The following is a 25168-nucleotide window of genomic DNA, read 5'->3' on the forward strand; positions in this document are numbered from 1 at the left end:
GGATTACATCCACTACTACAACCATGAACGTATCAGCCTCAAGCTCAACGGCCTGAGTCCGGTACAATTTCGAACACAGGCGATGAATTTTTAACGTTTCTCGTCCAACTTTTGGGGGTCAGTCCAGCCATTGCTCCTGGCTTGGCCCTTCGGGTTCCCTCACTCCGGCGACGCTCCACCGGGCCGCACCCTGATGTGGATTGGGTGTGCCGTCCATGCGCCATTGGCGCCAGCCGGCGTCCTGCCTCGCTCCCCGGTTCCGCGTCGCCTGCGTTCGGCCTGCGCCCAAGTCGCGTTCGGCGGCGTCTGTGAGTCGTGCGTAAAAAGATCAAGATCAAGAGCTTTGGCTTTGGTTTGCCTTTTTCACGATGGTGCAGACGCCGCCAATCGCGACGTTGGTGCAGGCCGAGTGGAGGCGTTGCGCAGGGGGGAACGAGGCAGGAGCCGAGTTAGCGCCGCAGGCCATGGACGGCCGTTCGGCGCGACCCCCGGAGCAACGCCGGAGGGAGGGAACCCCGCAGGGGCCCAGCCCGGAGCAATGCCTTTGCCTACTTTGGGCGAAACCAAAGTAGGCCGGCCGTAAGGGCCGGAACCAGGAGGTCCAGCACACGCGGTAACGGATATGCCCGCAAGCCCAGGTCTAGCCGCCTCGAAGAACCAGCGTTGCCGCCATCATAGCCAAGTGAGATGACCATGTTTGCTGCGCGACAGCGCGGCGCCAGGGCGGCGGGTGGTCTCCTACAGGATACGTCGTTAGATGAGATGGGCCTGATGCAACTGCGTAAGCGCGCGGGTTTTGAGTGAACCCAGGCGGGGGTCGAGGCGGTCTCGGGGCCGGGGCAGGTCAACCGGCAGTTCGTGAGCGACGGTGCCTGGGTAATGATTCATCACCAGCACCCTGTCGCTCAGATACAACGCCTCATCGACGTCATGGGTCACCACCAGCAGCGTGATTGAATGACGCGCAGCCAATTGCAGCAGCAGGTCTTGCAGTTTCATGCGGGTCAACGCGTCCACGGCGCTGAAAGGCTCGTCCAGCAGCAACACTTGCGGGTGCGAATACAGGCCTCGAGCGATGGCGACGCGTTGGGCCATGCCGCCGGACAAAGCTTTGGGCAGGGCGTCGGCGAAGCCGCTCAGGCCGACTTCCTCGATCAGCTGTCGCACCCAGGTCCTGTCGTAACCCAGGTCATCGCTGAAACCGATATTCTGTTCGACCGTCAGCCACGGCATCAGCCTCGGTTCCTGGAAAACGAAAGCCACCTGACTGGCGGTACGCTGGACGCTGCCGCTGAAATCCTTTTCCAGCCCGGCGGCGATACGCAGCAGCGTGCTCTTGCCGCAGCCGCTGGGGCCCAGCAGACTTACGGTCTCCCGTTCTCTGAGGGTCAGCGAGACATTCTGCAGCACGGTCGTCCGGGCAAATGCCTTGCGTTCTACCAGTATCTCCATCAATGCAGGCGTCATCTCAATCCTCCCGGCCCTGGCCGCTGAAAGTGTCTCGCCAGGCGAGAAAGCGCCGCTCCAGCCCGGCCAGCAGGCCGTCGCAGGTCTTGCCCAACAAGGCCAGTACGATGATTGCCGCCAGCACGATGTCCGGCCGCGAGGTCTCGCGCCCATCGCTCAACAAATAACCAAGCCCTTTGGTCGCGGCAATGAGTTCAGCAGCGACCAGAAACATCCAGGCCAGGCTCATCCCGCTGCGCAAGCCGGTGAACAGGCCGGGCAGCGCGGCTGGCAACAGAATGCGGCGGATCAGCCGGCCGCGGCCGAACCCATACATCTGGCCGACTTCGACCCATTTGCGGTCGATCCCGCGAATGGCCGCGACCCCGTTGAGGTAGACCGGAAAGAACGCACCGATGGCGATCAGCACGACCTTGGAGGTTTCGCCGATACCCAGCCACAGCAGCAACAGCGGCACCCAGGCCAGGCTCGGGACCGAACGTAAACCGGCGAAAGTCGGCTCCAGGTAAGCTTCGGCTTCACGGCTTAGCCCGACCCAGGCGGCGAAGATCAGCCCAAGGCCGGTCCCGACGACAAAGCCGCTGAGGACCCGCAGCAGACTGGCGCCGATGTGTTTCCAGAGCGCGCCGTCGGCCAGCTCCGCGAGGGTCAGCGCAACTTCGCTAGGCGCCGGCATCTGGTAGGACGCCAGCCAGCCGATCCGCACGACGATTTCCAGGAGCACAACGATCACGACCGGCAAGGCAAGACCCTTCAAGGAAAGGCCATTGATGCGTCTTTTCAGGATGCCGGCGGTCGAGGCAGAGCGAGCGTTAACCGGCCAGGCCTTGCTTTTGCTCGTTTCCATCAGCGACCGATCACCTTCTGGGCGAATGAAGGGTCGATGAGCTCATCGACAACTTTCGACACGTCCACACCTTTGCGCACCAGCCCTTCGGACACCAGGATCGGGGCGGCGGCCTTGGAGGAGGCGACGTCCTTGTCGGTGAGACCGGGGTTGTCCAGGTCGGTGCGGGTCAGTTGCAGTCGTGCGACTTCCAGCGGCAGGCCGGATTCGGTCGCCAGCAACCGGGCGAGCTCTTCCGGGTGCTCACGCGACCAGTGGCGTGCCTGCTCATAGGCTTTGAGAACCGTAGCCACGGCTTGCGGGTGTTCCTCGGCATAGGCCTGGGTCACGCTGACCACGCCGTAGCTGTTGAAGTCCTTGTTGCGATACAGCAGACGCGAGCCCGCCTGGATTTCGCTGGCTGCCATGTGCGGGTCGAGGCCGGCCCAGGCGTCAACGTCGCCTTTTTCCAGAGCGACCCTGCCATCGGGATGCTGCAGGTGAAGCAGTTCGACGTCGTCTTTCTTCAGGCCCGCCTGTTGCAGCGCGCGCAAGGTGAACAGGTAAGGGTCGGTGCCCTTGGTGGCGGCGATTTTCTTGCCCTGGAGATCCGCCACGGTTTTCAGCGGCGAATCCTTGGCAACCACGAACGCCGTCCACTCGGCGCGGCTGTAAACGTAGACCGATTTGATCGGGCTGCCGTTGGCCCGGGCTAGCACGGCGGAGAGGCTCGCTGAGGATGCGAAATCGACGCTGCCGCTGTTGAGGTATTCCAGTGAGCGGTTGCTGCCCTGACTCAGGACCCAGGTCACTTTGGCTTGTGGAAGCGCATTTTCCAGCCAGCCGAAATGACGCAGCGCCAGGCTCACCGGCGAGTAGTAAGCGTAGTCCAGACGCACCTCCGATGGCGGGGCTTCGGCCGCCTGGGCCGCGCTGTGTGCGCCGAGTACGAGGGCGCAGGCCGTGGCAATCCGGCGGGCCATGCGTAGGGACGAGGTGAAATTCAATGCAGCAAGGGAAGCATTCATCAGGGACGGTCCGGATCAAAAGTGACAGGGCTGCTCGGTCCGCTTTTTTATATCTGAAAAGATTGGGAATGCGATGCGGACCCGCTGAAAAGGCATAATGCAGAGCTCGTGCCAGACCGGCATGCCTCCTATTTCGCACGGGATTTCAACCTGTTAGAGGAGAGCGGGCTGCCTTGGGCAAATCATTTTGTTGAAGTGCTGTTGTCCGGCAAACAGTGCAGTGGGCATGCACACCCAGACACATCCGCTCACATCTCACGCCAGCTTTATCAGCCAGCCATGCAACATCGTCGGATTTTGCTACTCATATCGTCGGATTCTTCATACCGAAACATTGGCGGACTAGCCTTTCGTGGTGATCAAGGGACTTGTAATCGATTGATCCTCAAGGAGACAGGGGCCGCGAACCCGCACATGGCAGGCACTCTCGCACGCGCGACTGCTGACTTCCGTCAACCGCAAAAAAACGGGTTCACAACACAATGACTTCAGACACTTCCGATATGGGACAGCGGCAACGCCGACTGGCCTGGCTGTTCTTTCCAGTACTGTTGATCGCTTCAGCGCTTTTCTGGTTTTCCATGGGGGGCGGCGTGCATGCCGAGCCCAAGGACGGAACCCAGACGCTGGTATTCATTCGCCATGCGGAGAAGCCGCAGATGGGGCTCGGGCAGCTCAACTGTCAAGGACTCAACCGCGCCTTGCAGTTGTCCGAATACCTGCCACGCGCATTCGGCAAGGCCGATTTCATTTTCGCCGCCGATCCCGGACGTCACGTGGAAGAGGGTGAGGGTGATCATTCCTACAGCTACGTAAGGCCGTTGATGACGGTAGGGCCGAGTGCGATCAAGCTCGGCTTGCCGGTCAATATCGATTTCGGCGCCAACGATACCGATGACCTGGCCGAAGAACTCATGCGCGACAAGTATCGTAACGCGACCGTTTATACCGCCTGGTCCCATGGGTATCTGCCGGAACTGATCAACGCCGTCGCCAAGGAGGCATCTGGGAAGTCGATGAAGCTGATCGATGACTGGACGGGCGAGGACTTCGACTCGGTGATCGTCGTGACCGTCAAATGGCAGGACGGCAAGGCACATGTTGACTACAGCAGCCAGAAACAGGGGCTCGACGACGGCGCGCAGCACTGTCCGAGCGCCGCTTGAGGTAAGGGATCGGGTCTTTCTCGACAAGCAGGGCTAGCCAAAGAGTACGTCATGGAGTACAAATGTACTCCATGAGCACATTATCTCCTCGCCGTAGCGCCATTCTCGACTTCATTCGCGAACGCATCGTGAATCAGGGTCAGCATCCCAGCCTCGCTGATATTTGCGAGGCTTTCGGCTTTGCGTCCCGAAGCGTTGCCCGCAAACACATTGTTGCCCTGGCCGACGCCGGCCTGATCGAAGTCATCCCCAATCAGGCCCGAGGCATTCGCCTGGTACAGGCCGGACCGCGTCCCGAGCTGCTGGAAATACCGGTCCTGGGCCGGGTAGCGGCAGGTGCGCCCATCGGGCCGGACCTCGATTTGCACGACACGTTGTTGCTGGATCGCGGGACATTCTCGCGGGTGCCCGACTACCTGCTGCGGGTGCGCGGGGATTCGATGATCGAAGACGGCATTCTCGACGGCGATCTGGTGGGGGTTCTGCGTAACCCCAACGCCCATGACGGGCAGATCGTCGTCGCGCGTCTGGATGGCGAAGTCACCATCAAGCGTCTGCAACGCAGCGCCGACACCTTCACCCTGCTGCCGCGCAATCCGGCTTACGCGCCAATTCTTGTCAGGCCCGATCAGGACTTCGCCATCGAAGGCGTGTTCTGCGGGCTGGTCAGGCGCGAGTGATGGCCGCCGTTGTCAGTCTTGATGCCCTGCTCGATGAACGCAGGGTCTGGAAAGGGCGCGCGACCGCAACGCCGGTCAGCCCCAATCCCACCGGCCACTCCCTGCTTGACCAGGCCTTGCCGACCGGTGGCTGGCCGGCTGCTGCCCTGACCGAGATTCTGCTGCCGGCCAATGGCAGCGGGGAACTGCGCCTGCTGTGGCCGACCCTGGCGCGATTGTCGGCCAGCGGCGAACGTGTGGTGCTGATCGCGCCTCCCTATGTGCCTTACCCCGATGCCTGGCATGCGGCAGGCGTCGACCTGAAATGGCTCGCCATGATCGAGGCCGGTCCGCGTGATGCGTTGTGGGCCGCCGAACAGTGCCTGCGCTCGGGCAGTTGCGGGGCGGTCGTCTGCTGGCCGGGCATGGCCGACGATCGTGCCATGCGCCGCTTGCAGGTCGCCGCCGAAACCGGCCAGACCCTGGCGTTCGCTTGTCGGCCCAGTCAGGCAGCCGCCAATCCTTCACCGGCGGCACTGCGCATCATGGTCGATACCTCGCCACAGCAACTCCGGGTGCTCAAGTGCCGCGGAGGACTCGCTCCCCATTCACCCATACCGTTCAAGACCGACTCCTGAGGTTTCTATGCTGTGGGCCTGTGTCTTGCTGCCGCAACTGGCGCTCGACGGTGTCATGCGCCGCCATCCCGACCCCGAACAACCGCTGGCGCTGATCAGCGGCAGCGCGCAGCGCCGGGTCCTGCAGACTGTCAACCCGGCGGCCCGCAAACTGGGGCTCAAGCCGGGCCAGAGTCTGACGGCGGCCTTGACCCTGGCACCGCAGTTTCTCGCGGTCGAATACGATCCAGCCGAGACCGACCGGCACCAGCAATTATTGGCCGCCTGGGCCTATGGGTTCAGTTCCCACGTAAGTCTTGAATACCCTCGGGTGCTGCTGATGGAAATCGAGTCAAGCCTCAAGCTGTTCGGGCCCTGGCCGGTCTTCGAAGCCAGGTTGCGCAAGGAGCTGACAGGGCTGGGGTTCAGTCATCGCATCGTGGTCGCGCCCAATCCGGTCGCGGCGCGCATGCTCGCCAATGCTCACGACAGCCTGGCGGTGGAGTGTGCGCAGGATCTTCGCGTCATTCTCGGGCAGATGCCGCTGGACCGGATCGGGCTTGGCAAAGAGGTGTCGACCGCACTGGCGCGGATGGGCCTGCATCGATTCCACGAAGTGCTGGCCTTGCCGCGCAGCACCCTGGCTCGACGTTTTCCCGCCAACGTACTGCGACATCTGGACAGATTGCTTGGCGAGCGCCCTGTGGCGATGGAGTATTACACCCCGCCGGACCGATTCGATCTGCGCATTGAACTGAACTACGACGTCGAGTCCAGCCAGGCACTGCTATTTCCCCTCAAGCGTCTGATCGCCGACCTGGCCGCGTTCCTTGCCGGGCGTGACAGCGGGGTGCAGCGCTTTGTCGTGCACCTGGAGCATGTAGAAGGTGCGCCGACGCTGATCACAGTGGGGTTGTTGAGCGCCGAGCGCGACGCGGGCATGTTGTTCGAGCTGGCCCGTGGCCGACTGGAGCCGGTGCAGGTCACCTCGCCGGTGCGCGCGGTACGACTGGCGGCCGAGGATCTCCCCAGGTTCGTGCCGACCCACCGGGAGTTGTTCGACGAGCGTGCGCACCAGACATTGCCCTGGGAGCAGTTGCGGGAAAGACTGCGCGCCCGTCTGGGCGATGAAGCGGTCAATGGGCTGTGCGCCGTGGCGGATCATCGGCCCGAGCTTGCCTGGCGTGCCGGTCCGGATGCCGGTGCCTCGACGCTTGCGGCCGGCATTCCGCGTCCCGGCTGGCTGCTGCGCGAACCTGAGGTGCTGCCCTGGCACAGCGCACAGATACTGGCCGGCCCGGAGCGTATCGAATCGGGATGGTGGGATGGCAATGACGTTCGTCGCGATTACTACCTGGTGCAGACCCTGGGCGGTCAACGCGGCTGGGCCTATCGAGAAGTAGGCGACGACGGCGAACTGCGGTTGCATGGCTGGTTCGCATGAGCACCGAGTACGCAGAGCTGCACTGTCTTTCCAATTTCAGCTTCCAGCGCGGTGCATCCAGCGCGCGGGAGTTGTTCGACCGCGCGAAACTGCATGGTTACACCGCGCTGGCGATCACCGACGAATGCACCCTGGCGGGCATCGTTCGGGCCTGGCAGGCGTCTCTCGATACCGGGCTGCCGCTGATCGTCGGTAGCGAGATTGCCTTGGAACAAGGTCCCAAAGTGGTCCTGCTGGTGGAATCACTGGCCGGCTATCAGGCGCTGTGCCGGCTGATCACACTGGCCCGGCGGCGTGCTCCCAAGGGCGAGTACCATTCGCTGCGCACCGATTTCATGATGTCGCTGGAAGGGCTGCTGGCCGTGTGGCTGCCCGATCCGGGACAAGACCCGCTGGACGTGCATGAGCAGGGTGAATGGCTGGGGGACATGTTCGGCGACAGGCTGTGGCTGGGCGTCGAATTACACTGCGGGCCGGATGATCAGCAGCGTCTGTCCCGGCTGCAGACCCTGGCGCGCAACCATGGCATCGCGGCCGTTGCCATGGGCGATGTGCATATGCATGCCCGTGGTCGGCGCGCCTTGCAGGACACCATGACCGCCATCCGTCATCATCTGCCTGTCTCGGAAGCCGGGCATCGCCTGTTTCCCAATGGCGAGCGTCATCTGCGCCAGCTGTCCGCGCTGGCCCGGATCTATCCTGCGGATTTGCTGGCAGAATCGGTGCGTATTGCCCGGCGCTGCCAATTCGCTCTGAGCCAGTTGCACTACGAATATCCTCACGAGCTGGTGCCCAAGGGACACACGCCCAGCACCTGGCTGCGTCAGATGACCGAGCAGGGCGCGCGTCGCCGCTGGCCTGAGGGTATGTCTCCACAGACTCGTGCGCAGATTGAAAAAGAGCTGTCACTGATCGCGGAAATGAAGTTCGACAGCTATTTTCTGACCGTGCACGACATCGTCGAATTCGCCCGCAGTCGGCATATCCTCTGCCAGGGCCGGGGATCGGCGGCCAACTCGGTGGTCTGCTACGCGTTGGGCATTACCGAGCTGAACCCGGAGAAGTGCAATCTGCTGTTCGAGCGCTTCATCTCCAAGGAGCGCAACGAGCCGCCGGACATTGATGTGGACTTCGAGCATGACCGCCGCGAAGAGGTCCTGCAGTATATTTTCAACCGCTATGGTCGGGGCAGGGCGGCGCTGACGGCCGTCGTCAGCACTTACCATGGGGCGGGAGCAGTCCGGGATGTCGCCAAGGCGCTGGGCTTGCCGCCTGACCAGATCAACGCCCTGGCCGACGCTTTCAGCCGCTGGAGCGACAAGCTTCCCGACGACAGCCGGCTTCGCGATGCAGGTTTCGACCCGCAGACCCCGATTCTGCGACGGGTGCTGACCCTGACCGGTGAACTGATCGGCTTTCCCCGGCATTTGTCCCAGCACCCCGGCGGGTTCGTGATTTCCGAGCACCCGCTGGACACCCTGGTTCCGGTGGAAAACGCGGCCATGGCCGACCGCACCATCATCCAGTGGGACAAGGACGACCTGGATCAGGTGGGGCTCCTGAAAGTCGATATCCTGGCCCTGGGCATGCTCAGCGCCTTGCGCCGCACCTTCGAGCTGGTCAAGCGCTACCGGGACGATCATTGGGAGCTGGCCACGCTGCCCCATGAAGATCCGGCCACTTTCGAAATGATCAGCCGCGCCGACACCATCGGCGTCTTTCAGATCGAGTCCCGGGCGCAGATGGCCATGCTCCCGCGCTTGCAGCCCAAAGAGTTCTACGATCTGGTGATCGAAGTGGCCATCGTCCGGCCCGGCCCGATCCAGGGCGACATGGTCCATCCCTACCTGCGCAGGCGCAAGGGCGAGGAACCCGTCACCTATCCTCCAGCGCTGGAAAAGGTGTTCAAACGCACGCTCGGGGTGCCGCTGTTTCAGGAGCAGGTGATGGAAGTCGCGATTCTGGCCGCCGACTACAGCCCCGGCGAAGCGGATCAGTTGCGTCGCTCGATGGCGGCGTGGAAGCGCCATGGCGGTCTCGAACCCCATCGCGAACGACTGGCGGCCGGCATGAAGCGCAATGGTTATACCGAAGCCTTCGCCAACCGCATCTTCGAACAGATCAAGGGCTTCGGCAGCTATGGCTTCCCTGAGTCTCACGCTGCCAGCTTTGCCTTGCTGACCTATGCCAGTTGCTGGCTCAAGTGTCATGAGCCGGCCGCCTTCACCTGCGCGCTGATCAATAGCTGGCCAATGGGTTTTTATACTCCGGATCAGCTGTTGCAGGACGCTCGCCGGCACCACATCGATATCCATCCGATCGACATTCGTTACAGCGACTGGGACTGCACGCTGGAGCCGGTGGATCATCCTGACTATCGGCGCAATCTGGCGATCCGGCTTGGCCTGAGGATGGTGCGCGGTTTTCGCGAAGAGGATGCACGACGTATCGAGGCGGCTCGCGCCGCAAGGCCTTTCAGCGATGCCACTGACCTGGTGCAGCGCGCGGGTCTGGACTCGCGGGCAGCGGAAGCGCTGGCCGATTCCGGTGCGTTGCGCGGGTTGATCGGCCACAGGCACCGCGCCCGCTGGGCGGTAGCAGGGGTGGAGGTGCAGCGTCCGTTATTTGCCGACCTGCCCGAAGACGAGCAACAAGTGGCGCTGCCGCTCCCCAGCATTGCCCAGGACATGCGTGCCGACTACGACATGCTCGGCACCACCCTTGGCCCGCACCCGCTGACGCTGCTGCGTCGTCAACTGGCCGCCCGGCGCTTTCGCAGCTCTCGCGACCTGCTGGAACTGCAGCACGAATGCACCTTGAGCGTGGCCGGCATCGTTGTCGGACGGCAACGCCCCGGTACCGCCAGTGGCGTGACCTTCGTGACCCTTGAAGATGAGTTCGGGATGATCAACGTGGTGGTGTGGCGCGATCTGGCCGAGCGCCAGCGCAAAGTGCTGGTGGGCTCGCAGCTGATGCAGGTCTTCGGGCGCTTTGAATCGAAGGAGGGCGTGCGTCACGTGATCGCCCGACGCCTCTACGACCTGACCCCGATGCTGGCGGGGCTGGACGTAAAGAGTCGGGATTTCCATTAGTCAGGTTGTGGAGTTCAAGCCAAGGTATTCTTGCGCACCTGCCCGGCCTGCAGAATCATCACCAGTTTTTCGCCCTGACCGACCAGGCAGGAAATGTCGGCCAGAGGATCGCCGTCGACCACCAACAGATCGGCCAGCGCTCCGGGTGCGACGCAGCCCAGTTCGCCTTCTCGTTGCAGGATCTGCGCCGCGACGCTGGTGGCGCTGCGCAGCGCAGCCAGATTGCCCAGCACTTCGGCGCGAATTTTCAACTCGTGGCTCTGGTACTCGTGCATCTCACCCAGCAGGTCCGAGCCATAGCCCATCGGCACGCCCGCGTCGGCGAACAGCTTCAAGGCGTTGCGTCCCGCCTGGCGGACGTCCTCGATCTTGGCAACCGAGTCGGCCGGCAGCCCGAAGCGCTCGCCATATTCGGCGAGCATCTCGTAGGTCACCTGGGTCGGCACCGCGAAGGCGCCTTTTTCAGCCATGAGTTGCGCGGTTTCAGCGTCCACCAGATTGCCGTGCTCGATGGTCCGCACCCCGCACTCGATGGCGCGGCGGATGGCCCGCGCTGTATAAGCGTGCGCCATGACGTAGGTATTGGCCGCTTGCGCCTCATCGACGATGGCGCGGATTTCCGCCTCGCTGTACTGAGTATTGGCGATCGGATCGGTCGGCGACGACACGCCACCGGAGGCCATGATCTTGATCTGGGACGCGCCTTGTTGCAGTTCCTCGCGTACCGCCAGGCGAACGTTGTCGACGCCATCCACCACTCGGGCGATGGCGCCGGCGCGGAAGCAGCACGAGCAGGGCTCGTTGAGCAGCAGTTCGCCACGGGCGCGCATGTCGCCATGGCCACCGGTCTGCGACAACGCCTTGCCCGAGGCGAAGATGCGCGGGCCGGGAATCAGCCCCAGCTGAATCGAGCGCGCCAACGCCCAGTCGGCGCCGCCGGCGTCACGCACGGTGGTGAAGCCGCGTTGCAGCATCGCCGCCAGGATCGGCAGCGCCCGGTACATGGTGATGGCGTTGGGTTGCAGCGCGTTCAGACCCAGGTTCGCATTGGAAGCCAGCACGTGCACGTGGCAGTCGATCAGGCCCGGCATCAACGTCATGCCGCCCAGATCGATGACCTGAGCGCCGGCCTCGGCCTGCGCGGAAGCAGGGCGGACCTCGACGATACGTTCACCTTCGATGACGACTTCCTGTCCGCTCGTCAGCTCGCCGGCTTCCAGGTCCAGCAAGCGCCCGTTACGCAGAATCAATCGGTCAGAAACAGCAGTGTTCATTGATAGGCTCCAGTCAAAGGACGGCTGACGACGGCGTTCCGGTCGCGAAACAGCATCGCGCCGGTGCCGCTGATCAAGGCGGCGAGCATGATGTAGAACGCCGGGGCGACATTGCTGCCGGTCGAGGCGATCAGCCAGGTGATGGTAAAGGTGGCGAAACCGCCGAACAGGGTGACGGCGAAGTTGTAGGCCACTGACAGGCCGGTCGACAGCACATGGGTGGGCAGCAGCTCGCCGAAGGCCGCCAGAATCGAACCGATGTAGCCGGAGATCATCAGACCCAGCACCAGCTCGAACACCAGCAGCGAAAACAGTCCCGGCATCTGATTGATGAACAGGAACATCGGATAAGCGCTGAAGAAGATCGCAATGGCCGATCCCAGCAGCCAGGGTCTGCGGCCATAACGGTCAGCCAGCGCGCCAACGATCGGCGTGGCGATGATCAACACAGCGCCGCCCATCATGCCGGCGCTGAAGCCCATCCAGGATGGCAGCCCGAGTACACGCTGCGCGTAGGAGGGGATGTAGAACAGGATTGCGTAGGTGCAGACCGTCCAGAGCACCACCAGCGAAAAGCTGATCAGCGTTTGGCGGGGATAGGTCTTGATGACCTCGCGCAGCGGCGATTCAACCGGCTTGGCAGCGCTGTAGGCTGGCGTTTCGTCGACACGGCTGCGGATATAGAAACCTACCGGGCCGATCAGGGTGCCGATCAGGAACGGAATCCGCCAGCCCCAGCTTTCCAGTTGAGCTTGGGTCAGGTAACTCGATAGCGCGGCGCCAAGCGCCGAACCCAGCAACACCGCGACGCCGATACTGGCCTGAATCCAGCTGGAGTAAAACGCCTTCTTGCCTTCCGGAGCGTGTTCGGTCAGAAACGCAGTGGCACTGCCCATCTCGCCACCCGCCGAAAAGCCTTGCAGCAGGCGCGCCAGCACGATCAGCACCGGCGCCATCAGACCGATCTGCGCGTAGCTCGGGGTCAGGGCGATGATCAGGGTGCCCAACGCCATGAGCAGGATGGTCAGCGACAACGCCGCCTTGCGCCCATGCTTGTCGCCATAGATGCCCAGCACGATGCCGCCGACCGGCCGCATGAAGAAGCCGACGCCGAAGGTCGCGAGTGCCATCAGGTAAGAGGTGAGTTCGCTGCCGCTGGGAAAAAAAACCTTGGCGATGATCACCGAGAAAAAGCTGTAGACCGTGAAGTCGAACCATTCCAGGCCATTGCCGATCACCGTGGCGGTGACCGCACGACGCGCCTGGCGATTGTGGCTCTGGCGGGGGTCAAGCGAAGTGTCTTGTTGTGTAGTGCTCACATTCGTCTCCTGCATGCGACACACGCAGGGACAACCCTGCATAGGACATGGGGGGCAGAGTTGAAGGGGTGAAACATCTCGCGGGTCTCGTGCCCGCTGACGGCGACATTACGAGCTGTGACGAAAATGTGAAAACGCTCTTTGCGAAGGTTTGCATGCTTGCCGCGCATGCAAGACCGAGGTCAACCAGGGACCTGCTCGGTCAGCCATTGCTCGAAGGCGCGGGCAGCGCGGCGCGGCAGCTGTCCGTTGGGCGTCAACAGGTGATAGCCGCCCTGATCGTCGACGCTCGCCTGGCAGGCCCGCACCAGCGCGCCGGACCGCACGTGCCGGTCGATCATCGGCGACCAGCCCAGCACCACGCCGTGTCCGGCAATCGCCAAATCCACCAATACGGGGTATGAATTGACCGTCATGCGCTTGCGAATGGTCGGCGCATCCACGCCCTGCCGGGTGAACCAGTCATGCCAGGACAACCACTGGCGCTGGCCGTCTTCCAGCATTAGCAGGCATTCGTCGAGCAGACGCGCCGGCTCCAGCAGGCGGCCGCCCAGATAGCCCGGCGCGCAATAGGCGCTGACCGACTCGGGAAACAGCAGGCGACTGTCGAGCCCTGCCGGCGGCGAGCCGCGCATGAAGTACACCGCCAGATCGAATTCGGCGCGAATCAGCGAATCCAGCCCGTCGATGACCCGCAGGCAGGTGTCGACGCCTGGAAATTCCTCGCGATAGCGCCCCAGCAGCGGGCCGAGCCACAGCGCCGCGACGCCGCTGGAGCAGGCCAGGGTCAACTGCTGTTCGCCACTGTGGGTGATGACTTGAGCGGTGGCTTCCGCACACAGGGTCAGGACCCGATGAATCTGCTCGGCATAGATCTGCCCGGCCACTGTCAGATGGATGCGCTTGTGCTCGCGGCGGAACAGGGCGCGGCCCAGAAATTCTTCAAGCTGGGCCACCTGACGGCTAATGGCGCTCTGGGTGAGGTGCAGCTCGGCGGCTGCGCGGGTGAAACTGCCGTGGCGGACGGTCGCTTCGAAGGCGATCAGGTTCGGCAAAGGTGGAAGCGGTTCGATGCGCACAGAAGCTCCGTCACAGACTGTCGGAAAAGGGGGTCGCTATCAGCCAGTCCCGGAATACACACAGTGCCGGAAGGTTCTGGAAGCGCGTGGCGTAGGCCAGCCAGTAATCCCGGCCGCTGTCCATGGGTTCGAACAGCGCCACCAGTTCTCCGGCGGCGAGCTCATCGCGGACCAGCACCCTTGGCACGAGCGCAATGCCGATGCCCGCGGCCACCGCCTGGATCAGGTGAGACGTCAGCTCGAAGCTGGGACCAGGGCGCATGGCATGATGGTCCAGCCCGTTGCGATCGAACCAGTCGGACCACGCAGCCGGCCGGGACACCACGCTGAGCAGCGAGTGCTGGGCGACCTGCGCGAGGGTCATCGAAGCATGGCCCGGCAGCGCGGTCGGGCTGGCGATCAGCACCAGCTTCTCGCTGAACAGTCGGTGCGCAATGTAACCGGGCCAGTTGCCGTTGCCGGCGCAGATGATCGCGTTCATTTCGCTGGCGGCCGGGGTGAGATCGGCGTGGACGATACGTGAATGAATATGCACCACGTAGCCGGGATGCCGAGCGTAGAAATCGTTCATGCGCGGCAACAGCAACTTGGAGCCGAAGGTCGGCAGCACCGCCAGATGCAGAGTGCCGCCCTCGGCCTTGTGCGCGATGGTCTGCAGGGTCGCGCTGCGGATTCGTCCCAGCGCGGCCGCCAGCTCATGCTGATAGAGCGCGCCGGCGGTGGTCAGCTCGATACGCCGGCCGTCACGCTTGAACAGTTCGACTTCCAGCTGGGCTTCCAGCGCTTGAACCTGGCGACTGACCGCGCTCTGGGTCAAGGCCAGTTCATCGGCGGCCTTGGTGAAGCTGACATGCCGGGCGGCAGCCTCGAAGGCGATCAGAAGCGACATGGAAGGCGTGAGTCGGCGAGGGTTCATTCATAAAACTCATGAAAAGATAACGGCTTTTGCGTTTGCACTCAGCGCCGGCACAGCCAAGAATCCGCATAAGCCTAGAGAAACGCGAGGCTTCGACGCGATTCGAAGCATACGTGTTCTGCATACTAAAAGCCCAGCGTCAGCCTGTTCTGATGTATGGACGCCGAGTTCTGGAAACCGCCATGATTGCCGTCTTGAAACCCACCGCCGAACCGGCGAACGCCTACAACCAGTTCCTGGAAGCTCTGACCGCCGCCGGTTTTGCTGGCGAAATCGCCCGCGATCACGGCTCGCGAACCGTGCTGGCCACCGACAACTCGATCTACCAGCGCCTGCCTCAAGCCGCGGTATTCCCCACCGGCAGCCACGACGTGGCGATCCTTGCCCGGCTGGCCGCCGAGCCGCGGTTCAAGCAGGTGGTCCTGACCCCGCGGGGCGGCGGCACCGGCACCAACGGCCAGTCTCTGACCGACGGACTGGTGGTGGATCTTTCGCGGCACATGAACCGCATTCTGGAAATCAACGTCGAAGAACGCTGGGTACGGGTGCAGAGCGGTGTGGTCAAGGACCAGCTCAACGCGGCGCTCAAACCCCATGGCCTGTTCTTCGCGCCGGAACTGTCGACTTCCAACCGGGCGACCATCGGCGGCATGATCAACACCGATGCCAGCGGGCAGGGCAGCTGCACCTACGGCAAGACCCGCGACCATGTGCTGGAGCTGTCCACGGTGCTGCTGGGCGGCGGATTCATCCAGAGCCACGCCATGGGCGCCGGGCAGGTCGCGACCGAGCAGGCCCGTGTCGACCGCGCCGGCGAGGTCTACCGCTGTGCGCAGGACATCGCCGACAGCCAGGCTGAGCTGATCGAGCAGACCTTTCCGCCGCTCAATCGCTGCCTGACCGGTTATGACCTGGCGCACCTGCGCGAGGCTGACGGGCGCTTCAACCTCAACAGCGTGCTGTGCGGCTCGGAAGGCTCGCTGGGCTTCATCGTCGAAGCCCGGCTCAACGTGCTGCCGATCCCCAGACACTCCATTCTGGTCAACGTGCGCTATGCCGGATTCATGGATGCGCTGCGCGACGCCAAGGCTTTGATGGCCCTTAAACCCTTGTCTATCGAAACCGTCGATTCCAAGGTACTGATGCTGGCGATGCAGGACATCGTCTGGCACGGGGTTGCCGAATATTTCCCGCAAGACCCGCAGACGCCGACCCTGGGCATCAACCTGATCGAGTTCAGCGGCGACGAACTGGCCGACGTCGAAACACGGGTGCAGGCCTTCATCGAACACCTTCAAGCCGACACCTCGGTGGTGCGTCTGGGGCACACCCTGGCGGTGGGCGCCGCAGCCGTGAACCGGGTTTACGCCATGCGCAAACGCTCGGTGGGTCTGTTGGGCAACGTCAAGGGCGAAGCCCGGCCGCAGCCGTTCGTGGAGGACACGGCCGTGCCGCCCGAGAATCTGGCGGATTACATCCAGGAATTCCGCGCCTTGCTGGACAGCCACGGCCTGCAGTACGGCATGTTCGGCCATGTGGATGCCGGCGTGCTGCATGTCCGCCCGATTCTGGATATGAAAGACCCGGCGCAGGCGGCGTTGATCCGCCCGATCTCCGATGCCGTCGCCGACCTGACCCGCAGGTACGGCGGGCTGTTGTGGGGCGAGCACGGCAAGGGCCTGCGCTCCCAGTACGTACCCGAGTATTTCGGCGAACTCTACCCATCGTTGCAGGCACTGAAAGCCGCATTCGACCCTTTCAACCAGCTCAACCCCGGCAAGATCGCCACCCCGGCCACATTGCCCGAGGCGCGTTTGACCCTGGTCGACGAAGTTCGCCTGCGCGGCGATCTGGATCGCACCATCGACGAACGTGTCTGGCAGAGCTATGACACCGGCATGCACTGCAACGGCAACGGCGCCTGCTACAACTATGATCCCGACGACGCCATGTGTCCGTCGTGGAAAGCGACCCGCGATCGGGTCCATTCGCCCAAGGGGCGGGCTTCGTTGTTGCGCGAGTGGCTGCGCCTGCAAGGCGATCAGGATGTAGACGTACTGGCCGCCAGCGCACGCGCCCGCAGTGCCAACCCGTTGAAGAGCCTGGCTGTCCGCACGGTCAATACGGTCAGCCGCGCCAGAGGTCAGGAGGACTTTTCCCATGAAGTCTACGACGCCATGGCCGGTTGCCTGGCGTGCAAATCCTGCGCGGGACAGTGCCCGGTCAAGGTCAACGTGCCGGAATTCCGCTCGCGTTTCCTTGAGCTTTATCACAGCCGCTACCTGCGCCCGCTCAAGGATTACCTGATCGGTTCGCTGGAGTTCAGCATTCCATATCTGGCGCGCTTCCCCAAAACCTACAACGCGGTCATGAGCGCGGCGCCGGTGCGCTGGCTGCTGGAACATGTGGCGGGCATGGTGGACAGCCCGCTGCTCGGCCTGACTGACTTCCGCGCCGCTTGCGCGCGCTGGAACGTGGGCATGGCGACTCCCGAGCGGCTCGCTGCGCTGAGCGCCGAGGAGCGCAAGCGCACGGTGGTGCTGGTGCAGGACGCCTTCACCCGTTACTTCGATACGGCGGTGGCCGCCGATTGGCTGGAATTGCTGACCCGCCTGGGTTATCAGGTCTACCTGGCGCCGTTCGCGCCCAATGGCAAGCCGTTGCAGGTCCAGGGCTTCCTGACCGCTTTCGAAAAAACCGCGCTGTTCAACAGCCAGGCACTGCGCAAACTCCAGGACAGCGGCATTGCGCTGGTGGGCCTGGATCCGGCCATGACCCTGGTCTACCGCCAGGAGTACAGCAAAGCGCTGGGCAGCGACAACGTGCCGACAGTGCTGCTGCCTCAGGAGTGGCTGGCAGCCGAGCTGGCCGAACGCGACGCGCTGCCGGGCGCCGATGCCACCTGGTACTTCCTGCCGCATTGCACCGAGAAGACCAACGAGCCGGGCAGCGTCGCGCTCTGGCAAAAAGTCTTCGCACGCCTGGGCATGAAGCTCGATGTACTGGCCAGCGGCTGCTGCGGCATGTCCGGGACCTACGGCCACGAGACCCGCAACGCTGAGAACTCACAAAAGATCTACCAGCAGTCCTGGCAGCCACTGGTCGCCCGGCATGGCGCGGATGATCGTCTGGTGGCGGACGGCTATTCGTGCCGCAGCCAGGTCAAGCGTCAGGATGGCAAGCATGTCCGCCATCCGCTGCAGGTTCTGCTGGAGCGGGTAAGGGCGGGCTGATTCCGGAGGATCGTGCAAGCGCTTCGGCGTTATGGATTATCGCGCCCCGACAAAGAGCTTCTAACCTTGAGTCACACCTTGAGGCACAGGGCCTCACTCTCGGAAACAGGAGCTCTTTATGCAAGCGATCCAGGACAAGGTCATTGCCATCACCGGCGCCAGTAGCGGCATCGGCGAAGCCACTGCCAGACTGCTGTCGGAGCAAGGTGCGCGGCTAGTACTGGGGGCGCGCCGAACCGACCGGCTCGAAGCGCTGGTCAGTGAATTGCGCGAGGCAGGCGGGGTTGCGGACTTCCGCGCGCTGGATGTGACCGACGCTGCCGACGTCCAGGCTTTCGTCGACTTCACCGTTGCCACCCATGGGCGTATCGATGTGCTGGTCAACAATGCGGGCGTGATGCCACTGTCCCGGCTCGACGCGCTGAAAGTCGACGAGTGGAACCGGATGATCGACGTCAATATTCGCGGCGTGCTGCATGGCATCGCGGCTGCGTTGCCGATCATGCAGTCGCGGCGTTCGGGGCAGTTCATCAACATCACGTCGATCGGTGCCTATGCGGTCAGTCCCACGGCGGCTGTCTATTGCGCGACCAAGTACGCGGTTCGGGCCATTTCCGAAGGGCTGCGTCAGGAAGTGGGCGGGGATATCCGGGTGACGACCATTGCGCCGGGCGTGACGGAATCGGAGCTGGCCGACAGCATTTCCGACGAGGGCGGGCGCAAGGAAATGCGCGAATTCCGCCGCATTGCCATCCCGGCCACGGCCATTGCCCGTGCGATTGCGTATGCCATCGGGCAGCCGGTGGATGTGGATGTCAGCGAACTGGTGGTGCGGCCTACGGCGAGTCCGTATTGAGGCGATCGCCAGCAAGCTGGCTCCCACGGGATATGTAGGAGCCACCTTGGTGGCGATTCAAGACGCCGCCTATATGCCAAACGAATCGCCAGCAAGCTGGCTCCTACGGGATATGTAGGAGCCACCTTGGTGGCGATCAAGGGCGCCGCCGATATGCCGAACGAATCGCCAGCAAGCTGGCTCCCACGGGGTGTGTAGGAGCCACCTTGGTGGCGATTCAAGACGCCGCCGATATGTCCAACGAATCGCCAGCAAGCTGGCTCCCACGGGATATGTAGGAGCCACCTTGGTGGCGATCAAGTGCGCCGCCGATATGCCGAACGAATCGCCAGCAAGCTGGCTCCCACGGGGTGTTTAGGAGCCACCTTGGTGGCGGTTCAAGACGACGCCGATATGCCAGACGAATCGCCAGCAAGCTGGCTCCCACGGGATATGTAGGAGCCACCTTGGTGGCGATCAAGGGCGCCGCCGATATGCCGAACGAATCGCCAGCAAGCTGGCTCCCACGGGGTATGTAGGAACCAGCTTGCTGGCGATCAAGGATGCCGCCGTTTCCCTGATCGCCACCAAGCTGGCTCCTACAGGTCCTGCGCAAGCTTCAGCCTCGGAGATACCGCCGAAACCACCCGATGGTCCTGTCCCACGCCAGCTTCGCATCCGCTTCGTCATACCGAGGCGTGGAATCGTTATGGAATCCGTGGTTCGCCCCCGCATAGATGAAGGCTTCGTAGGGGGTGCCGGCGGCCTTGAGCGCCTGCTCGTAGGCTGGCCAGCCTTCGTTGATTCGGGTGTCGAGTTCTCCATAGTGGATCTGCACCGGTGCCTTGATGCGCGGCACGTCCTCGGATCTGGGCTGACGACCATAGAAAGACACTGCCGCGCCCAGTTCTGGATAGGCCACGGCTGCCGCATTGGCGACGCCCCCGCCATAGCAGAAGCCGACGATGCCGACTTTGCCGGTCGAAGCGTCATGCTTCATCAGCCATTCGATGGCCGCGAAGAAATCGTTCATGAGCTTTTCCGGATCGACGCCTTGCTGCAATTCGCGGCCCTTGTCATCGTCACCGGGATAGCCGCCTACCGAGGACAGCCCGTCCGGCGCCAGGGCGATGAAGCCGGCCTTGGCAACGCGCCGGGCCACGTCTTCGATATAGGGATTGAGGCCCCGATTCTCGTGAACGACGACCACAGCCGGCAGTTTGCCGGTGGCTTTGGCCGGGCGGACCAGATATCCACGCACCTGGCCGTGTCCGTTCGGTGACGGGTAGTGGACGTACTCGGCGGTAATGTCAGGGTCGCTGGCAGGCACTTGCACGGCCAACGCGTAATCGGGAAGCAGCGCGCCGACCAGGGTGCCGACGGCAATGCCGCCCAGTGTCAGCCGGGCGGCACGGTCGAGAAACTCGCGGCGATTGATATGACCGTGTACGTAGAAGTCGTACAGTTCGAGCAGTTCTGGCGGGAAATCCTGTGCGGTGAGACGTTGCATCGAGCGGCTCCTCTGAATCGGGCGGTCAGGCGTCGGAGGTCAGTAAAGCAGATCTGCCTGCTCCTGCCCCCCGGCGCCTGACGTGCCTGTTGTCAGAGAGCGCTGCGCTCAGGCGCGACAGGGGCGATCTCCACTCGTTCGAAGCGTCCGGCCAGGACCAGATAGGCGAATATGCCGATCAGACCGTGGGCGGCGACGAACCAAAGCGCTGAGTTGAACGAGCCGGTCGAAGCGACGAAGAAGCCGATCACCACCGGGGTCACGATGCCGGCGATGTTGCCGATGCCGTTGAACACGCCGCCGCTCAGACCGACCATGCCTTTGGGCGCGGTATCGGACAGCACGGCCCAGCCCACGGCGGCCAGTCCCTTGCCGAAGAAGGCCAGCGCCATCAGCGCGATCACCATCCAGTTGGCGTCGACGAAGTTGGCAGCCACCAGTGTAGAGGCCAGACCCATGCCGACCACGAACGGCGTCTTGCGCGCCCGGGACGGATGCACGCCCTTGCGGATCAGATAGTCGGACACCATTCCGCCCAGCACGCCGCCCGAGAAGCCGCAAATCGCCGGCAGCGCCGCAACCCAGCCGGCTTCCATGATGGTCATGCCGCGGCCCTTGATCAGGTAGATCGGGAACCAGGTGATGAAGAAGTAGGTGAGGGCGGTGATGCAGTACTGACCCAGGTAAATCGCCCACAGCGTGCGGCTGGTGAACAGCTGCTTGACTTCACGCCACTGGGTCTTGGGTTTATTGGACTTGCGCTCGGACTCCAGGTCCACCAGCGCGCCACCTTCGCGCATCAGCTTGAGTTCGGCTTCACCCAGGCGCGGCGCGCTCAGCGGGTCGCGGTACAGGGCGAACCAGAAGAAAGTCGCGACGACGCCGAGTGCGCCCACCCACAGGAACACATGTTCCCAGCCCCAGGCGTGGGTCAGCCAGGCCATCAACGGCGCGAAGACCACGACCGCCATGTATTGCGCCGAGTTGAACAGTGCTGACGCGGTGCCGCGCTCGCGAGTCGGGAACCAGCAGGACACGATGCGGTTGTTGGCCGGAAACGCTGGCGACTCCACCAGCCCCAGCATGAAGCGCATGGCGAACAGCGCAATGGCGGCGCTGGCGCCTGCCAGACCCATCCAGCCGACGGTGCCCTGGAGCATGGTGAAGATCGACCACAGCAACAGGCTGCAACCGTAGACGCGACGCGCGCCGAACTTGTCCAGCAGCCAGCCGCCGGGTACCTGACCCAGCGCATAGGCCCAGGCAAAGGCCGAGAAAATCATGCCGAGCATCACCGGGTCCAGCCCCAGGTCCTTGACCACGCCGGTGCCGGCGATAGACATGGTGGCGCGGTCGGCGTAGTTGAGCACAGTGACGACGAAAATCAGTCCGAGGATGACGAAGCGGTGCCGGCCGACGCGGGTGTCGGCGACAGGCACGGCCATTGAAGCAGTCTTGGCGTTCATGGCGTTCTCCGGCCTTCCTCATGGGAAGGCTTTATTGTTGGAAGAGTCGGAACAGGAGTCGGAACGGGTCAGCAGGCGACGGCGGTCGGCAGCGGGGCGCCAGCGAAACAGGCCTCCAGGTTGGCGAGCACGATTTCGCCCATTTCCAGGCGGGTCTGCTCGGTGGCGCTGGCGCGGTGCGGTTGCAGTACCACATTGTTCAGGGCGCGCAAGGCCAGCGGCACGTTGGGTTCGTCGACAAAGACGTCGAGCCCGGCGCCGGCGATGGTCCGGGAACTCAGGGCAGAGATCAGCGCCGGCTCGTCCACCAGCTTGCCGCGTGCCACGTTGATCAGGTAACCCTGCGGGCCGAGCGCCTGCAACACCGGCGCGGTGATGATCGTCTGACCGTGATCGGCGGAAGCGGCCAGCATCAGCACGTCACATTCACGCGCCAGATCGATCAGATCGGCAAAAAAGGTGTAGCCGCTTGCGGGCTGTTCGTGCAGGTCGGTGTAGAGAATCGACATATTGAATGCCTGAGCACGACGGGCGATGGCGTGTCCCACCCGACCCAGACCGACGATGCCCAGCTTGATGCCGGTGACCTTGCGCGCCAGCGGCTGCGCCACCGCGCCCCATTGGCCGGAACGCACGATGCGCTCGCCAGTGGCGAGGTCGCGCAGGGTCATGATCAGCAGCCCCATGCCCATGTCGGCCACATCGTCGGTCAGCACGCCCGGAGTGGTGGTGACCTGCACGCCACGGCGCGCCGCATGCTTGAGGTCCACTGCGTCGGTACCGATGCCACTGATGGCGATCACTTGCAGCGCCGGCAAGCGATCCATGATCGAGTTACTCAAGCCCTTGGCCCCGCCGGTGACCACGGCCCGAATGGAGGCGCCATGGCGGCTCAGGAAGGCATCCTGATCAGGCATTTCATAAAGACGGTGAACGATGTACAGCGCTTGCAGACGCTGGTCGATGGGAGCGGGAACGGGTTGGGTCAGAAGAATATCGATGCTCATTGGGCCTTCCTAAATTGTGATTGTTCTATCAAGCAGGCTTGTCGATGGGGCTAGAGTAGGAAATACATCGATACCGGTCTAACATTGTTACTGAATCGGTCCATACAAGAATTGAATCGTGGAGCTCCACCAACTTCGTTGCTTCGTCACGGTCGCCGAGGAATTGCACTTCGGCCGCGCCGCCAAACGCCTGTTCATGACCCAGCCACCCTTGAGCCGGCAGATTCAGTTGCTGGAGCGTTCTCTGGGGGTGGAGTTGTTCGATCGCAGCAATCGCCAGGTCCGGCTGACCCTTGCCGGCCAGCATTTCCTGCGTGACGCCCGCCATGTGTTGACCTACACCGATCAGGCGGGCGCTTCGGCGCGGCGCCTGGCCCGTGGCGAGACGGGACAGTTGCTCTTGGGTTTTACGGCGGTCAGCGGCTACAGCCTGATTCCCGGCCTTTTGGAACACGCGGCGCGGGCTTTGCCCAATGTGGGTGTGGAGTTGCTGGAGATGGTGTCCGGCGCGCAGATGGAAGCGCTTGCCGCCAGCATGATCGACATCGGATTCGTGCGTCGCGCGGTATCGGGTGCCGGTCTGGATTACCGGCTGGTGTGCAGCGAGCCCCTGATGGTCGCCATGAGCGAGCGTCATCCGCTGGCGTTGCAAACCGACGTGGCGATCCGCGATCTGGATCAGCAGCCGTTCATCATGTATTCCCCGGATGAGGGTCGGTATTTTTACGACTGCATCGTCGGCCTGTTCGCCATCGCCGGGGTTTCGCCGCGTTATCTGCACCATCTGGGGCAGACGCATTCGGTGCTGGGGCTGGTGCGCGCGGGGCTAGGCGTTGCGATCGTGCCGGAGGCGTCGCGGGATCTGTATCCGGATCACTTGCAGTTCCGACCCCTGCGCGATGCCAGCCCACGGGCGGAGATCTACATGGCGACGCGCAAGGATAACGACAACCCGGCGCTCGGGCCGTTCTTGGAGATGGCCTGGGGTTATTTTCTCCAGCGCGACCGCTCTTTAGACCTGTAGGAGCCACCTTGGTGGCGATCGCTCTTGGGGCCTATCGCCAGCAAGCTGGCTCCTACGGCGGGATGGGGTGTTTGCACAACCCGTCTGAATGAACCCGCCACAATCCGGTCACAGCTTTATCTCTACCGTCGCATGAGGTATCGCATGACCGAGGTATCGCTCCTGGAACGCCTGCTCTACGCCCGTGGCCCTGGCGGTGAGGAAGATGAAGTTCGCAAGATCTGCCGGGCCGAGGTGGAAAAGCACTGTGACAAGATCTGGGCAGACGATGCGGGCAATCTCATCGGACTGATCGAGTCGTCACGCCCGGACGCCGGCCCGGCGACGCTGGTCATGGCCCATCTGGACGAAATCGCCATGGCCGTGCAGCTCATCAACGACGACGGCACGCTTCAAGTGACTGCGCTGGGCGGCATCAATCCGGTCAATTTCGGCATGTGCCCGGTCGATATCCTTGGCGATACGCAGGCCTGCCCCGGCGTGCTGTCGTTCGGCAGCATGCATTGCACCGCGCGCACACGGCAGGGCGCGGACGTGCAGAGTGGCAACGTGCATTGGGAAGACGTCCATGTGGTGACGCGTCGGTCCCGTGAAGAGCTCGCCAAGGCCGGCGTCCGCCCCGGCACACGAGTGGTGATGAGCCAGCACTGGCGCAAGCCGTTCGCCCTGGTGGACGCGACCGCCGCGCATTTTCTCGACGACCGCGCGCCCATTGCCGCTGTCCTGAGGGCGGCCCAGGCGCTGGCGTCCCGCAAGGCCGAACTGGCCGGGGACGTGTATCTCGCGTTTACCACCATGGAGGAGGAAACCAACGCTGGCGCGCTGTTCGCCGCGCGCCATCTGCCTTGCCGGACAGCGATTGCCGTCGAGGTCGGGCCTACCGCCGCCGAGTACGGCACAGAGCTGTCGGTCAATCCCATCGTCATCGCCGGCGACGAGAAAGGGCATTACACCCGGGCAGTGACGGACGATTTGATCGCGGCGACGCGCCAGGCTGGTTTCGAGCCGCAGGTGGCCTTGCCCATCGATTTCGCTTCGGACGCCAGCGCGATCCTCAGCGCCGGCGTGCTGGGGCGGACTGGCTGCATTGCCATCCCCACGGAGAACACCCACGGCTACGAAATAGTGCTCAATGACGCGATCGGCGCTTGCGCCGCTGCCCTGACGCAGTATCTGCTGGCTGGAAGCGATCGATAGCGCGCCGCC

General features: G+C 63.4%; 20 protein-coding genes. 10 read left to right on the plus strand and 10 right to left on the minus strand.

Features of this window, described 5'->3' with window-relative positions; genetic code table 11:
* A partial coding sequence (locus tag TRP66_RS00005; protein WP_333399869.1) for an IS3 family transposase occupies nucleotides 1-94 on the plus strand: 94 nt, incomplete at its 5' end.
* Between the two features lie 659 nt (nucleotides 95-753).
* Here TRP66_RS00005 and TRP66_RS00010 read toward each other — a convergent pair.
* The 3 genes from TRP66_RS00010 to TRP66_RS00020 are packed head-to-tail and all read right to left on the minus strand — an operon-like array spanning nucleotide 754 to nucleotide 3276.
* Nucleotides 754-1467 carry an ABC transporter ATP-binding protein gene (locus TRP66_RS00010; RefSeq protein WP_333399270.1) on the minus strand — a complete coding sequence of 238 codons (714 nt, stop codon included), beginning with the start codon at nucleotides 1465-1467 and terminating at the stop codon, nucleotides 754-756.
* A gap of 1 nt (nucleotide 1468) precedes the next feature.
* Entirely contained in the window at nucleotides 1469-2314 is an 846-nt protein-coding gene (locus TRP66_RS00015; protein WP_333399271.1) for an ABC transporter permease, read from the minus strand.
* Nucleotides 2314-3276 carry an aliphatic sulfonate ABC transporter substrate-binding protein gene (locus TRP66_RS00020; protein ID WP_333399870.1) on the minus strand — a complete coding sequence of 321 codons (963 nt, stop codon included), beginning with the start codon at nucleotides 3274-3276 and terminating at the stop codon, nucleotides 2314-2316. Before TRP66_RS00020 ends, TRP66_RS00015 begins: the two co-directional genes overlap by 1 nt.
* A gap of 527 nt (nucleotides 3277-3803) precedes the next feature.
* Between TRP66_RS00020 and TRP66_RS00025 the strand changes: the two genes are divergently transcribed.
* The 5 genes from TRP66_RS00025 (at nucleotide 3804) to TRP66_RS00045 (ending at nucleotide 10299) form a co-directional block, all read left to right on the plus strand.
* Nucleotides 3804-4487, plus strand: a complete 684-nt coding sequence (locus TRP66_RS00025) for a hypothetical protein (RefSeq protein WP_333399272.1) — start codon at nucleotides 3804-3806, stop codon at nucleotides 4485-4487.
* Between the two features lie 62 nt (nucleotides 4488-4549).
* On the plus strand, nucleotides 4550-5167 hold the full coding sequence (lexA, locus tag TRP66_RS00030; RefSeq protein ID WP_333399273.1) for a transcriptional repressor LexA: 618 nt from the start codon (nucleotides 4550-4552) through the stop codon (nucleotides 5165-5167).
* Complete coding sequence (gene imuA, locus TRP66_RS00035) at nucleotides 5167-5784, plus strand: translesion DNA synthesis-associated protein ImuA (protein WP_333399274.1); 618 nt, start codon at nucleotides 5167-5169, stop codon at nucleotides 5782-5784. Before lexA ends, imuA begins: the two co-directional genes overlap by 1 nt.
* Nucleotides 5785-5791: 7 nt before the next feature.
* The gene (locus tag TRP66_RS00040; RefSeq protein WP_333399275.1) at nucleotides 5792-7207 is read left to right on the plus strand and encodes a Y-family DNA polymerase; all 1416 of its coding nucleotides are present in this window, start codon (nucleotides 5792-5794) and stop codon (nucleotides 7205-7207) included.
* Nucleotides 7204-10299 carry an error-prone DNA polymerase gene (locus TRP66_RS00045; protein WP_333399276.1) on the plus strand — a complete coding sequence of 1032 codons (3096 nt, stop codon included), beginning with the start codon at nucleotides 7204-7206 and terminating at the stop codon, nucleotides 10297-10299. Before TRP66_RS00040 ends, TRP66_RS00045 begins: the two co-directional genes overlap by 4 nt.
* A gap of 14 nt (nucleotides 10300-10313) precedes the next feature.
* Here the strand turns inward: TRP66_RS00045 and TRP66_RS00050 are convergent, their stop codons facing one another.
* From TRP66_RS00050 to TRP66_RS00065, 4 genes are all read right to left on the minus strand, one after another.
* Entirely contained in the window at nucleotides 10314-11573 is a 1260-nt protein-coding gene (locus tag TRP66_RS00050) for a metal-dependent hydrolase family protein (RefSeq protein WP_333399277.1), read from the minus strand.
* The gene (locus TRP66_RS00055) at nucleotides 11570-12892 is read right to left on the minus strand and encodes an MFS transporter (RefSeq protein ID WP_442965144.1); all 1323 of its coding nucleotides are present in this window, start codon (nucleotides 12890-12892) and stop codon (nucleotides 11570-11572) included. The genes TRP66_RS00050 and TRP66_RS00055 overlap by 4 nt, the downstream gene beginning before the upstream one ends.
* A gap of 182 nt (nucleotides 12893-13074) precedes the next feature.
* Complete coding sequence (locus TRP66_RS00060) at nucleotides 13075-13971, minus strand: LysR substrate-binding domain-containing protein (RefSeq protein ID WP_333399279.1); 897 nt, start codon at nucleotides 13969-13971, stop codon at nucleotides 13075-13077.
* Nucleotides 13972-13981: 10 nt separating this feature from the next.
* A complete protein-coding gene (locus TRP66_RS00065) occupies nucleotides 13982-14887 on the minus strand; it encodes a LysR substrate-binding domain-containing protein (RefSeq protein ID WP_333399280.1) in 906 nt (301 codons plus the stop codon).
* Nucleotides 14888-15069: 182 nt separating this feature from the next.
* Between TRP66_RS00065 and ydiJ the strand changes: the two genes are divergently transcribed.
* Both ydiJ and TRP66_RS00075 read left to right on the plus strand, forming a co-directional pair.
* Nucleotides 15070-18120: a D-2-hydroxyglutarate dehydrogenase YdiJ gene (ydiJ, locus tag TRP66_RS00070; protein WP_333399281.1), complete on the plus strand. Its 3051-nt coding sequence runs from the start codon at nucleotides 15070-15072 to the stop codon at nucleotides 18118-18120.
* Nucleotides 18121-18238: 118 nt separating this feature from the next.
* The gene (locus tag TRP66_RS00075; protein WP_333399282.1) at nucleotides 18239-18976 is read left to right on the plus strand and encodes an SDR family oxidoreductase; all 738 of its coding nucleotides are present in this window, start codon (nucleotides 18239-18241) and stop codon (nucleotides 18974-18976) included.
* A gap of 598 nt (nucleotides 18977-19574) precedes the next feature.
* Here the strand turns inward: TRP66_RS00075 and yghX are convergent.
* The 3 genes from yghX to TRP66_RS00090 all read right to left on the minus strand — a co-directional run bounded on the left by yghX (nucleotide 19575) and on the right by TRP66_RS00090 (nucleotide 22938).
* On the minus strand, nucleotides 19575-20465 hold the full coding sequence (gene yghX / locus TRP66_RS00080) for a YghX family hydrolase (RefSeq protein WP_333399283.1): 891 nt from the start codon (nucleotides 20463-20465) through the stop codon (nucleotides 19575-19577).
* A gap of 92 nt (nucleotides 20466-20557) precedes the next feature.
* Nucleotides 20558-21931, minus strand: coding sequence for an MFS transporter (locus TRP66_RS00085; protein ID WP_333399284.1), 1374 nt, complete (start codon nucleotides 21929-21931; stop codon nucleotides 20558-20560).
* A gap of 68 nt (nucleotides 21932-21999) precedes the next feature.
* Nucleotides 22000-22938, minus strand: coding sequence for a 2-hydroxyacid dehydrogenase (locus TRP66_RS00090; protein WP_333399285.1), 939 nt, complete (start codon nucleotides 22936-22938; stop codon nucleotides 22000-22002).
* A gap of 118 nt (nucleotides 22939-23056) precedes the next feature.
* Between TRP66_RS00090 and TRP66_RS00095 the strand changes: the two genes are divergently transcribed.
* Nucleotides 23057-23962 carry a LysR family transcriptional regulator gene (locus TRP66_RS00095; protein WP_333399286.1) on the plus strand — a complete coding sequence of 302 codons (906 nt, stop codon included), beginning with the start codon at nucleotides 23057-23059 and terminating at the stop codon, nucleotides 23960-23962.
* A gap of 144 nt (nucleotides 23963-24106) precedes the next feature.
* Nucleotides 24107-25159 carry a M20/M25/M40 family metallo-hydrolase gene (locus TRP66_RS00100; protein WP_333399287.1) on the plus strand — a complete coding sequence of 351 codons (1053 nt, stop codon included), beginning with the start codon at nucleotides 24107-24109 and terminating at the stop codon, nucleotides 25157-25159.
* Nucleotides 25160-25168 lie beyond the last annotated feature (9 nt).

The organism is Pseudomonas sp. JDS28PS106, from assembly GCF_036706555.1.
In the GTDB taxonomy this organism is placed as follows: domain Bacteria; phylum Pseudomonadota; class Gammaproteobacteria; order Pseudomonadales; family Pseudomonadaceae; genus Aquipseudomonas.